17 protein-coding genes are annotated in these 12440 nt (G+C 70.8%); 5 read left to right on the top strand and 12 right to left on the bottom strand.

What is annotated here, in order from left to right; genetic code table 11:
• Window position 1: 1 nt before the first annotated feature.
• Complete coding sequence (locus ABD978_RS03605) at window positions 2-592, bottom strand: TetR/AcrR family transcriptional regulator (protein WP_345348190.1); 591 nt, start codon at window positions 590-592, stop codon at window positions 2-4.
• 94 nt (window positions 593-686) lie between these two features.
• Here ABD978_RS03605 and ABD978_RS03600 point away from each other — a divergent pair, with 94 nt between their 5' ends.
• Window positions 687-1361 carry an alpha/beta fold hydrolase gene (locus ABD978_RS03600; protein WP_345348188.1) on the top strand — a complete coding sequence of 225 codons (675 nt, stop codon included), beginning with the start codon at window positions 687-689 and terminating at the stop codon, window positions 1359-1361.
• A gap of 38 nt (window positions 1362-1399) precedes the next feature.
• Here ABD978_RS03600 and ABD978_RS03595 read toward each other — a convergent pair whose 3' ends face one another.
• Window positions 1400-2239 (bottom strand): helix-turn-helix transcriptional regulator, encoded by an 840-nt coding sequence (locus tag ABD978_RS03595; RefSeq protein WP_345348185.1) that lies wholly within the window; start codon window positions 2237-2239, stop codon window positions 1400-1402.
• 102 nt (window positions 2240-2341) lie between these two features.
• On the opposite strand from ABD978_RS03595, the gene ABD978_RS03590 reads away from it, so the two are divergent.
• Window positions 2342-3049: an SDR family NAD(P)-dependent oxidoreductase gene (locus ABD978_RS03590; protein ID WP_345348183.1), complete on the top strand. Its 708-nt coding sequence runs from the start codon at window positions 2342-2344 to the stop codon at window positions 3047-3049.
• Between the two features lie 192 nt (window positions 3050-3241).
• Here ABD978_RS03590 and ABD978_RS03585 read toward each other — a convergent pair whose 3' ends face one another.
• Entirely contained in the window at window positions 3242-3640 is a 399-nt protein-coding gene (locus tag ABD978_RS03585) for a Dabb family protein (RefSeq protein WP_345348180.1), read from the bottom strand.
• A 116-nt stretch (window positions 3641-3756) separates the two neighbouring features.
• On the opposite strand from ABD978_RS03585, the gene ABD978_RS03580 reads away from it, so the two are divergent.
• Complete coding sequence (locus ABD978_RS03580; protein WP_345348177.1) at window positions 3757-4416, top strand: TetR/AcrR family transcriptional regulator; 660 nt, start codon at window positions 3757-3759, stop codon at window positions 4414-4416.
• Window positions 4417-4515: 99 nt separating this feature from the next.
• Here the strand turns inward: ABD978_RS03580 and ABD978_RS03575 are convergent, their stop codons facing one another.
• From ABD978_RS03575 to ABD978_RS03545, 7 genes are all read right to left on the bottom strand, one after another.
• Window positions 4516-5439, bottom strand: coding sequence for an RNA polymerase sigma-70 factor (locus tag ABD978_RS03575; protein WP_345348174.1), 924 nt, complete (start codon window positions 5437-5439; stop codon window positions 4516-4518).
• Between the two features lie 92 nt (window positions 5440-5531).
• Window positions 5532-5693, bottom strand: coding sequence for a hypothetical protein (locus tag ABD978_RS03570; protein ID WP_345348171.1), 162 nt, complete (start codon window positions 5691-5693; stop codon window positions 5532-5534).
• A gap of 94 nt (window positions 5694-5787) precedes the next feature.
• On the bottom strand, window positions 5788-5958 hold the full coding sequence (locus ABD978_RS03565; protein ID WP_345348168.1) for a hypothetical protein: 171 nt from the start codon (window positions 5956-5958) through the stop codon (window positions 5788-5790).
• The gene (locus ABD978_RS03560) at window positions 5955-6338 is read right to left on the bottom strand and encodes a DUF6069 family protein (RefSeq protein WP_345348165.1); all 384 of its coding nucleotides are present in this window, start codon (window positions 6336-6338) and stop codon (window positions 5955-5957) included. Before ABD978_RS03560 ends, ABD978_RS03565 begins: the two co-directional genes overlap by 4 nt.
• Before the next feature lie 68 nt (window positions 6339-6406).
• Window positions 6407-7552, bottom strand: coding sequence for an RNA polymerase sigma factor (locus ABD978_RS03555; RefSeq protein ID WP_345348162.1), 1146 nt, complete (start codon window positions 7550-7552; stop codon window positions 6407-6409).
• Window positions 7549-7956, bottom strand: coding sequence for a YciI family protein (locus tag ABD978_RS03550; RefSeq protein ID WP_345348159.1), 408 nt, complete (start codon window positions 7954-7956; stop codon window positions 7549-7551). The genes ABD978_RS03555 and ABD978_RS03550 overlap by 4 nt, the downstream gene beginning before the upstream one ends.
• Before the next feature lie 87 nt (window positions 7957-8043).
• Window positions 8044-9042: a helix-turn-helix transcriptional regulator gene (locus ABD978_RS03545; protein WP_345348156.1), complete on the bottom strand. Its 999-nt coding sequence runs from the start codon at window positions 9040-9042 to the stop codon at window positions 8044-8046.
• A gap of 111 nt (window positions 9043-9153) precedes the next feature.
• On the opposite strand from ABD978_RS03545, the gene ABD978_RS03540 reads away from it, so the two are divergent.
• Window positions 9154-9546 (top strand): RidA family protein, encoded by a 393-nt coding sequence (locus tag ABD978_RS03540; protein WP_345348153.1) that lies wholly within the window; start codon window positions 9154-9156, stop codon window positions 9544-9546.
• Between the two features lie 138 nt (window positions 9547-9684).
• On the opposite strand, the gene ABD978_RS03535 is transcribed toward ABD978_RS03540, so the two are convergent.
• A complete protein-coding gene (locus ABD978_RS03535) occupies window positions 9685-10314 on the bottom strand; it encodes an LUD domain-containing protein (RefSeq protein WP_345348150.1) in 630 nt (209 codons plus the stop codon).
• A 153-nt stretch (window positions 10315-10467) separates the two neighbouring features.
• On the opposite strand from ABD978_RS03535, the gene sigJ reads away from it, so the two are divergent.
• Window positions 10468-11406, top strand: coding sequence for an RNA polymerase sigma factor SigJ (gene sigJ / locus ABD978_RS03530; protein WP_345348147.1), 939 nt, complete (start codon window positions 10468-10470; stop codon window positions 11404-11406).
• A gap of 40 nt (window positions 11407-11446) precedes the next feature.
• Here the strand turns inward: sigJ and ABD978_RS03525 are convergent, their stop codons facing one another.
• Window positions 11447-12349, bottom strand: a complete 903-nt coding sequence (locus ABD978_RS03525) for an aminoglycoside phosphotransferase family protein (RefSeq protein ID WP_345348143.1) — start codon at window positions 12347-12349, stop codon at window positions 11447-11449.
• Window positions 12350-12440: the final 91 nt, after the last annotated feature.

Genomic DNA, 12440 nt, shown 5'->3' with positions numbered 1-12440 from the left:
GTCAGCCGCCGTGGGAGGCGGCGGACAGGAGGGTGAGCGCGGCCTGACGGGCGTGCTCACCCGCGTCGGCGGCATCGTGGTGGGCGGCCATGACCGTCGCGCCTTCGACCAGCATGAGCAACTGCCGGCCCAGGGCCTGCGGATCGGCGGCTCCGGCCAGCTCGGCGATGCCGGTGAGGAGCTCCAGGTAGCCGTCCAGATGACGGGCCGTGATAGCGCGTACGGCCTCCACGTGGTGCTGGGCGGCGGCGTTCAGCATCGCGCAACCGCGGAAGACCGGATCGTCGTACCACTGCTGCAGAGCCTCGAACACCGCGGTGAGCCGGCGGGCCGGGTCCGGCCCGGCGGCCGCGACGGCGTCGGCCAGCCACCGGGTCACCCGCTCGCTCCGCTCCTCGAGCATCGCCCGCACCAGCCCGTCCTTGGTGCCGAAGTGCCGGTAGAGCGTCTCCTTGGACACCCCGATACGGGTGCACAGCTCGGCGACGCCGATGCCGTCGAGGCCGCGCTCGTACAGCACCGGAGTGGCCGCTTCGAGGATGGCGGCGCGAGTTCGCGCCGGGTCGATGGTCGAGCCCTTGGGAACCGGCATGCATGGATAGTACCGACCGGTTCGATCGTGGCTATCATTCAATGATCGTACCGATCGGTTCGATCTTTGGGTTCGGTCATGAAGGAGCACGACTGTGGCGACATACGTCCTCATCCCCGGCATGTGCCATGGGGGCTGGTGTTTCGAGGAGCTCACCGAGCGGCTTCGCGCGGAAGGGCACCGCGTCCACCCGCTGACGCTGACCGGGCTCGCCGAGCGCGGTCATCTGCTGCACGGCGGAGTCAACCTGGATACGCACATCCAGGACGGCATCGGCGTGCTGGCCGCGGAGAACATCGAGGACGCGGTGCTCGTCGGCCACAGCTACGGGGGAATGGTGATCACCGGGATGGCCGACCGCGCGCCCGACCGGGTCGGGACCCTGGTCTTCCTGGACGCCATGGTGCCCGGAAACGGCGACTCCTGCTGGTCACTGGTCACCGACCAGGAGCGGCGGTGGTACACGGACGTCACCGACACCGGCTACGGCGTACGGCCGCTGCCGTTCTTCGACACGCGGGCCACACCCCATCCGCTCGCCTCACTGATGCAGCCCCTGCGGCTCACCGGCGACCTGGCGCACCTCCGGCGCAGGGTCTACGTGTACGCGGCCGGGTGGGCCGGGCCCTCCCCGTTCACGCCCGTCTACCGGCGGCTCCGTGAGGACCCCGCGTGGACGACGTACGCGCTGGACGGCGGGCACAACCTCATGCGGGACGCGCCACAGGACCTGCTCAAGGTCCTGCTGGCGGCCGCCGAACCGGGCTGACCGACGGGGGAGGCCACGGCCCCGCAGCGCAGTGGCGATCAGCCGACGAGTGCTTGAGTGCCCAGCACGATGGCCAGGGCCAGGCGTTCGGCGTCCTCGGTGCCGGGCTCGGCCGTGTAGATCATGATGTGCAGGCCGCTGCCCGTCACGGTGAGCACGTCGCAGTCCAGCGTCAGGGCGCCTACCTGCGGATGGTCGATCGTCTTGCGCGCGGCCTCGTGGCGGCCGACGGCACCGGAGTCCCACAGCTCGGCGAACCGCTCGCTGTGCGCGCACAGGTCCGCCACCAGCCGCCGGAGCCGCTGGTCGCCCGGATAGCGGCCGGCGGTCGCGCGCAGGTCGGCGACCAGAGCGGCCTGCAACGCGCGCCGGGACTCCGGCGTCTGCCGGGTCCGGCCCTCGTGGCCGAGGAAGTTCCGCCACACGCCGTTGCGCTCGTTGCCCCGCCAGCCGGACGGGTCACCCATCAAGGCCGCGTACGGCGGGTTGGCCACGAGCAGCGTCCACGACGCGTCGTAGACCGCCACGGGCGTCCCGGCCAGCCGGTCCAGCATCCGCTGGACGCTCGGGGTGATGTACGCGGGTACCGTGTCGGGGCCCGGCGGTACCAGCCCGGCCAGGCGGAACAGGTGGGTCCGCTCGTCGCCCGACAGCCGCAGGGCCCGGGCGAGGGCCTCGACGACCTGCGCGGACGGGTTGGCCGCGCGGCCCTGTTCGAGGCGGGTGACGTAGTCGACGGAGATCCCGGCCAGCAGCGCCAGTTCCTCGCGGCGGAGGCCGGGCGCGCGCCGCTGCCCACCGGCGGGCAGCCCGGCGACCTCGGGGGAGACGCGGTCGCGCCAGCGGTGCATCGTCCGCCCGAACTCCGTCGTGGTCATGCCCACCAGTGTGCACGGCCGGCCGAGGACCTGCCTGGTACCGGTGGTCCCAGGAAGACGGGACGGCTGGGTGTCTCCCGCACGCGGCGGCAGCCTGGAGACATGACGACAACACTGATCACAGGAGCGAACAAGGGGCTCGGTCACGAGACCGCCCGTCGACTCATCGCCGCGGGCCACACCGTCTACATCGGCAGCCGGGACGCCGAACGTGGACGCCGGGCCGCCGAGCGGCTGGGCGCGCGGGCGGTCCTCCTCGACGTCACCGACGACGCGTCCGTCGCCGCGGCGGCCAAGACGATCGAGGCCGACGGCGGCCTGGACGTACTGGTCAACAACGCCGGCATCGAAGGACGGACGCAGGACGGGGGAGTGGTCGGCGCCGCGGAGGTGACCGCGGGCATCATGCGGGAGATCTTCGAGACGAACGTCTTCGGCGTTGTTCGCGTCACCCACGCGTTCCTGCCGCTGTTGCAGCGGTCCGCGGCCCCGGTCGTGGTCAACGTCAGCAGCGGCCTGGCCTCGCTGAGCGCGGTCACCGCCGAGGGCACGCCGACGTACGCGTACCCGGGAGTCGCCTACCCGGCGTCGAAGACCGCGCTCAACATGGTCACCGTGCAGTACGCCAAGGCGTTCCCGAACATGCGGATCAACGCCGTCGAGCCCGGTTACACCGCCACCGACCTGAACGGTCACACGGGTATCCAGACGGTGGAGGTGGGCGCCGAGATCATCGTGCGCATGGCGCAGGTGGGCCCCGACGGCCCGACCGGCGGCTACTTCGACGCCGAGGGCACTCTTCCCTGGTAACGGGAGAGAGCGCGGGCTGTAGGGCGTGTCAGTTGACCGGGGCCGGATCCGCGGCGCTGCGCTCGTCGAAGTCGCGGCGGGCCGCCAGGATCTGCCGGGCGTCCTGACCGTGGCGTAGCGGCGACGGCGGGCCGGCCGTCGCCTCGATCCCGCGTGATCCGGAGGTACGACCGGCCCTGCCGCTCTGCCCGGTCAGGCGACCTGTACGTCCGGAATCGCGTTCAGCAACTCGCCCCACTCGGGGTACGTCGCGACCTTCTTCAGATGCATGGCCACGATCTTCGCCGCCAACTCCGGGTCGGGGTCGTCCGAGAAGCGCACTGCGGACAGCCGCGCCAGGCGCGGGATGATGAGGTGGTCGCCCTCCAGGTGCACCGGGTCGTACATGTAACGCTCGAGCGCCGCGAGATCCTCGACCGCGGCGCAGTACACGTGCGTGTAGCCCTCCGCCGGATCTCCCAGGTCCTGTCCGACGGTCGAGAAGGACACCGACTCGACCGTCGCCGTACGCCGCATGGCGGCCAGCACCTCGGCTCTCTCCTCGTCGGACGTCCCGTCCCGGAACGCGAATCGCAGCAGGTTGACGATCATGGATCTCTCTCCTTTTGAACTTATGGGTTCACTTTATTGATCTGAACGATACACATGATCGCCGGGATGGTGAACCGGTCAGTTCAGTGGATCGTCCTGATTGGTAGCCTGTGAGGGTGACGGATACGGCTTCCACCAAGCGGTCGGCCCCGCGTGGCCGGATCGACAAACGGGTGGCGATCCTGGACGCCGCCTTCACCGTCTTCGCCCGTCGTGGTTACGAGCAGGCGTGTGTGCAGGAGATCGCTGAGGTGGCGGGCGTCGCCAAGCCGACCGTGTACAACCACCTCAGCGACAAGGAGAACCTGTTCCGGCACGCGATCGAGGCCGCGGCCGACGCCGTCATGGCGGACAACCTCGCTGTCGTCGACCGGATGCGTGACGCCGGCGACGACCTCCGTACCACCATGGAGGACGTCGCCTACCGCATGCTCCGGATCTGTTGTGACGAGCGTTCCCGCGCCCTACGGCGGCTCGCCTACGCCCAACTCAACCGCTTCCCTGACGTGATCGAGGTCGTGCATCGGCGCACGTCCGGCCGGCTCGCCGAGGGGCTGGCCGACCGGCTGGCGCGATTGTGCCTGTCCGGGCACCTGCGCCCGTGCGACCCGACGCAGGCGGCGGAGCAGTTCCTCGCGCTGCTCACCGGTCCGATGGAGACCCGCTCCCAACTGGGCAGCCGGAAGGTGAGCGCCGCGGAGACCCGTGCCGTGGCGGCCGCCGCCGTCGACACCTTCCTGCGGGCATACCGCGCGACCCCCGCGGACCCCTCCTGACACCTCGGCGTCACCAGCGGAACACGCCGGAGGAGGACTTCGCCGCGGCGACGTGCGGGCGGAGGCGCTGTTCGCGCACGTGTTTCCGGGACCCCGGGTTCAGCGGCGCAGGGCGGTCTCCTGCTCCATGTGCGACAGCTTCTCGGGGTTGCGTACGGCGTAGAGGCCGGTGATGAGGCCCTCGTCGATGCGCACCGCCATGACGGTGTCGATCTCTCCGCCCATCCGCAGCACCAGCGCCGGGTAGCCGTTGACCTGTGTCGACTGCAGCGACACCACGGCGGAGATCCTGCCCAGCACGGGAGCCACCGCCTCGGCGCCCATGATGGGCTCGAGCGCTGCCTGCTTGACGCCGCCGCCGTCGGTCAGCAGGACGACGTCGGGCGCGAGGATGTCCAGCAGGCGCTGGAGATCGCCCGTCTCGATCGCCCGTTGGAAGGCTTGGAGGGCGTTTTGGGTCTCGGTGGCGGAGACGGCTCCGCGTGGCCGGCGGGCGGCGACGTGGACGCGTGCCCGGTGGGCGATCTGACGGACTGCGGCCGGGCTCTTGTCGACGGCTTCGGCGATCTCGTCATAGTCCAGGTCGAACACCTCGCGCAGCACGAACACCGCCCGCTCGGTCGGCTGAAGCGTCTCCAGCACCAGCAACATCGCCATCGAGACACTGTCGGCCAACTCCACGTCCTCGGCCACATCAGGCGCCGTCAGCAACGGCTCGGGCAGCCAGGGCCCGACGTAGGACTCCTTGCGGCGGCGGAGCGTACGCAGCCGGCCGAGTGCCTGGCGGGTGGTGATCCGCACCAGGTAGGAACGCTGATCCCGCACCGTGTCGAGGTCGACGCCCGTCCACCGCAGCCAGGTCTCCTGTAGGGCGTCTTCGGCGTCGGCGGCCGAGCCGAGCATCTCGTACGCGACGGTGAACAGCAGGTTGCGATGGGCCACGAACGCCTCGGTGGCGGCGTCCGTTCGGTCGCCGTCGGCGAGCGGGTCTGCTGTGTCCGTCGGCTTGCTGTGCTCGCTCATGGCCGGCTCCTGCCTGTTCGCTGTCGACTGTGCCACACGCACCAGATGCCGGTCGCCGTCGTTCTGTGACATCCAGGAGTCGGTGGCGTACCTCACATCGCCGCGCGGTCGAAGTTGGACCCCGGCGCGAGCAGGTTCATCGTCTGCCAGTGGCGACGGTGAAGCCCTTCCACGGCGAGCACCCGGTTGAGGTTCTCCTCGATGAGCTGGTCGAGGAGCTTCAACCAATAACCCAGCGGCCGACGCTGTTCCATGCTGCTCCTTTCTACGACGACCCAGGACATTCCGGGCCCGGCCGCAGACACCGACCATGGCCACGGCACGGGTCTCTTGTGGTGCGGCCTGTCCCTATTCGGCGGATGCCCGGGTGGCGAGGACGCGATCGGTCCAGGTGATGATGCTGCGGTAGGCCATGGCGGCATTGCGGTGCAGGTTGATCGCGTGCCCGGCGTGGGGGATGACGACGGCGTCCACGCGGGTCTGCGGGTAGAAGGGGCGCTCGGCCGCGGTTGCCCTCAAGGCGGCGGCGGACCAGGGGGATGATGACGGCGGCCGCGATGAGGTGGGCGGCGACGAGCGTGAGCTTGGTCCCCGGTCGAGGTGGCCGCGGCGATCAGCGGAGCGGCGAGGGAGACGAGCACGAGCGCGCTCGTCGCGATGGTGTAGGCGCGGGCCGGGCGGGACGAGCGCCGGTTGATCAAGGCGGCGAGGCCGATGCCGAGGACCATGACCATCGCCAGGGCGATCGCGCACGCCCCAAAGTTGACCGGTACGACGCTGGACGCACTGCCGCCGGGGTCGCCGACCGCGAGGTGTACGCCCGCGGCCCGGACGAGGGCGGTGAACGCTTCGGTCGCCGCCGCGGCGAGGACCGTGGCGACCAGGTTCGTCCGCAGCAACCCGCGGAACGGAACCCGAACGGCGGCAGGAGCGTGGTCGGTGGCTGTTACGGCGGGCGACGCAGCACTCACGGACGCAGCAGTTGCCGCACCCGTGCGGCCTGCCGAGTGAGGTGGTCGCGCTCCGGCACGCTGGTGGCGGCGCGGGCGGCCTCGGCGTACAACTCGGCGGCGTGCTCGAGGTCACCGGCGCGTTCGTACAGGTATGCCGTCACCGCGGCGTAACGGGGCAGGTCGGGGCTCACGTCGGCCAGCGCCGCCAGGCCGGCCCGGGGTCCGTCGGCCTCGCCGACCGCCACCGCGCGGTTGAGCCGCACCACCGGGCTGCCGGTGAGGAGCACCAGTTCGTCGTACCACTCCACGATCTGCACCCAGTCCGTCTCGGCGGCGGTCCGGGCGTCCGCGTGCAGGGCGGCGATCGCGGCCTGCGCCTGGTATTCGCCCAGCCGGTCGCGGGCCAGCGCGGCCTGCAGAATCGTCACCCCCTCGGTGATCAGGCCGGTGTCCCAGCGCGACCGGTCCTGCTCACCGAGCGGCACCAGGCGACCTCCCGGAACGGTGCGAGAGGCGCGGCGCGCATGGTGCAGCAGCATGAGCGCGAGCAGGCCCGCGACCTCCGGCTCGCCCGTCAAGGCGACGAGCTGGCGGGTGAGGCGGATCGCCTCGGTCGCCAGATCGACGTCCCCGCCGTACCCCTCGTTGAAGACCAGGTACAGCACGCGCAGCACCGTCCCGAGGTCGCCGGGCTGGTCGAGGGGCAGCCCCGCGATCCGCCGCTTGGCCCGGCTGATCCGCTGCGCCATGGTCGCCTCGGGGACCAGGTATGCCGTCGCGATCTGCCGCGTGGTCAGGCCACCGACCGCGCGCAGCGTCAAGGCGACGGCCGAGGCCGGCGGCAGGGTGGGGTGCGCGCACAGAAAGTAGAGCCGCAGCGTGTCGTCCGTGGCGGGCGCCGGACCGGCGGGCGGCTCGGCGCGCACGGCGAGTTCGCGGCCCCGCCGCGACGCCTGGGCACGGGCGGCGTCGAGGAACCTATGCCACGCGACCGCGACCAGCCATCCCTTCGGGTCGCGCGGTGGATCGTCCGGCCAGGTCTCCAGCGCCCGGATCAGGGCTTCTTGCACGGCATCCTCGGCCGACGCGAAGTCGGCTCCGCGCCGGACGAGGACACCGATCACCGCGGGCACGAGCTCCCGCAGCAGCGACTCCTTCACTCGGTCACCGTGGGCGGCTCGGTGAAGAACGGCCGGACCTCGAGCCATTCGTGGATGGGCTCGCCGCCGGGCCCGGGAGCGGCGGACAGCTCCCCGGCCAGTTCGACCGCGCGATCCCAGGACTCCACGTCGATGATGTACCAGCCGGCGATGAGGTCCTTGGTCTCGGCGAACGGACCGTCGGTCACCGGCGGGCGCCCCTCGCCGCCGTACCGCACGAACGTGCCCTCGGGCGTCAGGGCCTGGGTGTCGACGAACTCACCCGTCTCCTCCAGGCGGGCGGCGAAGTCGCGCATGAACCGCACGTGCGCGTCGACCTCCTCCGGCGTCCACTGGTCCATCGACCCGTAGTCCACGGCGGGGGCCGGGCCACCTCGGTAGTGCTTCAGCAGCAGGTACTTCATCGTGGTTCTCCTTCGTCGTCGCGCGGCCCGTCGTGGCCGCTCGTGTCCCTGGGACGAAGCCGGCGCCACATTCTCGACACTCGAGGCTCATGACTTCTCCACGTCCGGCACCGGCGAGATCGCCGCACCGGCCGACAGGAGTCTCTCCGCCAGCGCGCGGCAGCGTCTCCTGAGCTCCGGAGGGTCCAGTACCTCGAAGTCGTGCCCCAGCAGGAGTACGTGCATGAGCACGAAGTCGAGGCTGCCGGCGCCGCTGAGCACCTCGCAGAACTCGCTGCCGCGCCGCCGTACGACGGCCGCCGATGCCGGAACCTGCGCGCGCACCGTGTCGGCCGGGGCGTGCACGAGGAAGCGCGCCTGGTGCGGGTAGACCCGACTCGCAACGCTTTCTTGGACGTACGTCGCCGCTTCGGGCGCCGCGCGCGGGCGGAAGCGCCAGGTCCGTGCGGACACATCGGTCATCCGGTCGACGCGGAAGCTACGCCAGTCGTCGCGATCGAGGTCGTAGGCGAGGAGGTACCAGCGCCGGTCGGAGGCGACCAGGCGATACGGCTCGACCCGGCGCCGTCGCACCTCGCTCCCGGACGGGTAGTCGAAGCCGGCTTCGACCTCGTCGCGGCAGGCCCGGGCCAGCGTCATGAGCACCTCCGGGTCGACCGGCGCGCGGCCTCCGGAGAAGGACTCCACCGAGCCGGAGAGCGCGCGCACCTCGTGCCGCAGCCGGGTGGGCAGCACCCGGTCGAGCTTGGTCAGCGCCCGGAGTGCGGCGTCGCCGGCACCGGCGACCGCACCACCCGCGCCCGCGAGCAGCGAGACCACCGTGGCGATCGCCTCCTCATCGTCGAGGAGCAGCGGCGGCAGGTCCTGTCCCGGGCCGAGCCGGTAGCCGCCGCCGACACCCTGGCTGGCGTACACCGGATAGCCGAGCGCGCGCAGGCGCTCCACATCACGCCGTACCGTGCGCGGCGTCACCCCGAGCCGGTCGGCGAGCTCGGGACCGGTCCAGACCTGGCGCTGCTGCAGCAGTCCGAGCAGGGTGAGCACCCGCTCCGTCGTACTCCGCTCGTCACCGCCGGCCCTGTCCATGTCGCCCCACCCTGCCAGATAGCGGACCGATGCTGTCCGCTAGGAGTGTCAGCGTGGCTCCCTGAATCCGGTCGAACCTGACCGGAAACCCGGCAGCTCCAGGAGAGACTCATGACCGCCAAGACGACGCACCTCGACCCTCAAGAACTCGCCGCCAACCCCGCCTTCACACAGGGTGTGATCGCACCGGCGGCCCGGACGCTCTATGTCGGTGGCCAGCTCGGCAGCGACGGCACCGGGAACCTGCTCGACGGTGTCGAGGCGCAGACCGCTCAGGCGATGCGGAACGTGCTGACCGTGCTCGCCGCGGCGGGTACCGGTCCCGAGCATGTCGTCAAACTCAACATCTACCTCGTCAATGGGGTCGACGCGCAGGTGGGATACATGGCGGCGCGATCCGTGTGGGGCGATCACCGCACAGCCGTCACGGTCGTTTCCACCGCAGGACACGCCCGCCCGGGTGCTCTCGTGGAGATCGACGCCGTAGCGATCATCCCCGAGTAGGACGAGACCCTCGGATCGAGGCCGTGGGCCCGGCGGCGTCGGCCGGGCGATTCGGCACAGCCCGTGACGCCGTGCGCACCGTGCCTGTGCCGAATCGGGGCCTCTGCTGAATCGGGTCCCGCGAGAGATGCCGGTGGTTCAGAATCCGATGGCTTCGCGGAGCAGCAGGACGGTGCCGCGCCCGGGGTGGGGTTCCGCGTTGAGGATGAGAAGGCGATTGAGGGAGCTCGGCTGCCCGTAGGCCTTCATGGCGCGCTCGTTCTCCAGCGGGAGGCAGTGCTCTTCGAGGCGTCGCAGCGCGGTGCCCAGGTCGGGTACCACCTTCTGCGCCCCGACGATCCAGATCGCGCGGGCGGCGGCGCCGGCGTAGCCGGGCAGCTGGCTTCCGCTGGCCGAGGCGACCACGAGAGAGCCGGTTTCGGTGACCGCGGCGACGCTGCCCACGATGACGTCAGGGGTGGACATCAGCCGCCAGATCTCGCGCATCTGGGTGGCGCGGTCCATGGCCAGGCCGCGTGGCTTGACGGCGTCGTAGCGCCCGTCGGCGTTGATGTCCTCATCGATGCCGGACAGGCGGAGGGTCTCGCTGGCCCCGGTGAACACACTGGCGCCCTCGGGGATCAGCTCTTTGACGCGGGTACGCGCGGCGGCGGCGTCGTCGAGGATTTCGACGGTGAAACCGTGTGCGGTCAACGCAGCGGCCGCCCGCTCCAGGCGTTGCGCGGGCGCCGGGTCGGCGAACGGTGCTGTCGGCGTTGGGGTGGTCATGGTGTCTCTGAGCTTCCTGTTCGCTGGATGGTGTGTTCCTCCGAGCAGTACGACGACACAGCCGCTGCGAATGTGAGGCGACGCACCGGCCTCACATTCCGAGGGGCTGTCTCGTCGAACCGGTGAGAGCGGATGCGACCAGGGGGCGACACCATGACCACCGGATACGGGCCAGGAGAGGACCGGGCCGACCCGGGTCTGAACGCGATCGTGAGCGAGCGGCGGCAGCTGATCAATCTCGCCTACCGGCTGCTCGGCTCGCTGGCCGAGGCCGAGGATGTCGTCCAGGAGACCTACGCCCGCTGGTACGCCATGTCCCGGGAGCAGCAGGAGGCCATCGCGTCCCCCGGCGCCTGGCTGACGAGGGTCGCCAGTCGCATCTGCCTGGACGTGCTCGGCTCGGCGCGCGCGAGGCGGGAGCGGTACGTGGGCGAGTGGATCCCCGAGCCGCTGCCCGAGCGTACGGAGTGGATCAGCGGGCGGCCGGGCGGCGCGACCGTCGACCCGGCCGACCGGGTCACCCTGGACGAGTCGGTCAACATGGCCTTCCTGGTCGTGCTCGAATCGATGACCCCGGCCGAACGCGTCGCGTTCATCCTGCACGACGTCTTCTGCCACTCCTTCGCCGAAGTGGCCGAGATCGTCGGCCGTACGCCGGCGGCATGCCGCCAGCTGGCCTCCTCGGCCCGCCGCCGCATTCGCGAATCGCAGGGCCCCGCGAGTCCGACCGCCCAGCAGGCCGGCATCGTCAGGGACTTCAAACAGGCATGGGAGGCCAAGGACATCGACGCCCTGATCGGCCTGCTCGACCCCGACGCCACGGCGATCGCCGACGGCGGCGGCCTCGTCACCACCTTCCTGCGCCCCATCGAAGGCGGCGAGCAGATCGCGCGCGCCTGGATCGAGATCTCCAACCGAAGGCCCGGCGACATGACGTTCCTGGAGCGTACGGTCAATGGTCAGCCCGGCCTGGTGGCTCAGCAAGACGGCGTCACCGTGACGGTGTTCGCGTTCGAGGTCGCAGGCGACCGGATCAAGAGCATCTGGGTGGTACGCAACCCCGAGAAGCTCCGCCGCTGGACGACGGGCTGAGGAGCGTCGCGACGGGAGCGGGGCCCATTGTGGGAGAGGGTCAGCTCGAGCCGGATGTCAGAACACGCTCGAGCGCCGCCCGGCCTGCGGGTCCCCATGTCGGCTTGCCGCCAGGCAGGCCCCGATCCCCGTTCTGGCCCATACGAATAAGGAAAAGGCTTTTCAGCGCAGCCAGCCCTCGGGCGCGCCGGATCGTCGCCTCGTCCGCACGCGCGTACACCTCGAAGAACCGTGAGCCCGCGCCCGCGGGAATGAGCAGCCACGCGGCCGCGAGGTCCCACGCGGGATCGCCGGCGAACATGTCACCGAAATCAATCACGCCCGAGAGCGTCCCGTCCGAGACGACGACATTCGCGGGATGGAGGTCACCGTGCAGCCATAGCGGCGGGCCCTCCCACTCGGGGGCCGCGACAGCATCGTCCCAGACGGCCCGGACGTCGGCGGCGACGCCGCCGAGGGCAACGGCTTGCAAGGACTTCTCGAAGCCGTCCGTGCACTTCTTAGGGTGAGCGCCGCGGTCCGAACTGGTCGGCGCCTCGGCGGGCGCCTCCACATGGAGCGCCCTGAGGAAGCCTGCCAGAGTGTCGGCCGCGTGGTCGTCGCGGCTGATCGAGGTGGAGTCAAGTGGCTCGCCGGAAACCCACGTCATAACGCTCCAGAGCCTCGGGAAGCGCGCGCACGGTTCGCCGATCCGCACAGGAGTCGGAACCGGGAGTGGAAGACGCGGGGCCAGGACGGGCAGCCACCGGCGCTCCTTGCGCTGGAGATCCGGGGCACGTTCCGTGCGCGGCATGCGCACGACCAACTCATCCCCAAGCCGCCACATCTGGTTGTCCCAGCCGCCCGCCACCTCGCGGATGGCCAGCCCCGCAAGGTCCGGATGCTGGTCCTTGAGAAGATCGTGTACCAGCTCTGCGGTGATCTCGATCTCGGAGTCGGTCATGTGAAGTGACCGTACGCGAGGCAGGCGGACCGGACACCCACTCTCCGGAATGCCCGCCGCCACGCCCGTTCCCGGCCTCCATGAGTCGCGA

The sequence above is a fragment of the Actinoallomurus liliacearum genome (assembly GCF_039542035.1).
Taxonomy (GTDB): Bacteria; Actinomycetota; Actinomycetes; order Streptosporangiales; family Streptosporangiaceae; genus Actinoallomurus; species Actinoallomurus liliacearum.
Note: the sequence above shows the minus strand (reverse complement) of the source record. Positions and strands in the feature narration are given on the sequence as shown.

Bases quoted from the DNA above. Each gene is read 5' to 3' on its own strand.
- ABD978_RS03525 (WP_345348143.1), bottom strand. From the start codon at position 12,349: ATGACCGACTCCGAGATCGAGATCACCGCAGAGCTGGTACACGATCTT.
- ABD978_RS03535 (WP_345348150.1), bottom strand. From the start codon at position 10,314: ATGACCACCCCAACGCCGACAGCACCGTTCGCCGACCCGGCGCCCGCG.
- ABD978_RS03590 (WP_345348183.1), top strand. From the start codon at position 2,342: ATGACGACAACACTGATCACAGGAGCGAACAAGGGGCTCGGTCACGAG.
- ABD978_RS03605 (WP_345348190.1), bottom strand. From the start codon at position 592: ATGCCGGTTCCCAAGGGCTCGACCATCGACCCGGCGCGAACTCGCGCC.
- ABD978_RS03545 (WP_345348156.1), bottom strand. From the start codon at position 9,042: ATGGACAGGGCCGGCGGTGACGAGCGGAGTACGACGGAGCGGGTGCTC.
- ABD978_RS03540 (WP_345348153.1), top strand. From the start codon at position 9,154: ATGACCGCCAAGACGACGCACCTCGACCCTCAAGAACTCGCCGCCAAC.
- ABD978_RS03585 (WP_345348180.1), bottom strand. From the start codon at position 3,640: ATGATCGTCAACCTGCTGCGATTCGCGTTCCGGGACGGGACGTCCGAC.
- ABD978_RS03595 (WP_345348185.1), bottom strand. From the start codon at position 2,239: ATGACCACGACGGAGTTCGGGCGGACGATGCACCGCTGGCGCGACCGC.
- ABD978_RS03550 (WP_345348159.1), bottom strand. From the start codon at position 7,956: ATGAAGTACCTGCTGCTGAAGCACTACCGAGGTGGCCCGGCCCCCGCC.
- sigJ (WP_345348147.1), top strand. From the start codon at position 10,468: ATGACCACCGGATACGGGCCAGGAGAGGACCGGGCCGACCCGGGTCTG.
- ABD978_RS03570 (WP_345348171.1), bottom strand. From the start codon at position 5,693: ATGGAACAGCGTCGGCCGCTGGGTTATTGGTTGAAGCTCCTCGACCAG.
- ABD978_RS03575 (WP_345348174.1), bottom strand. From the start codon at position 5,439: ATGAGCGAGCACAGCAAGCCGACGGACACAGCAGACCCGCTCGCCGAC.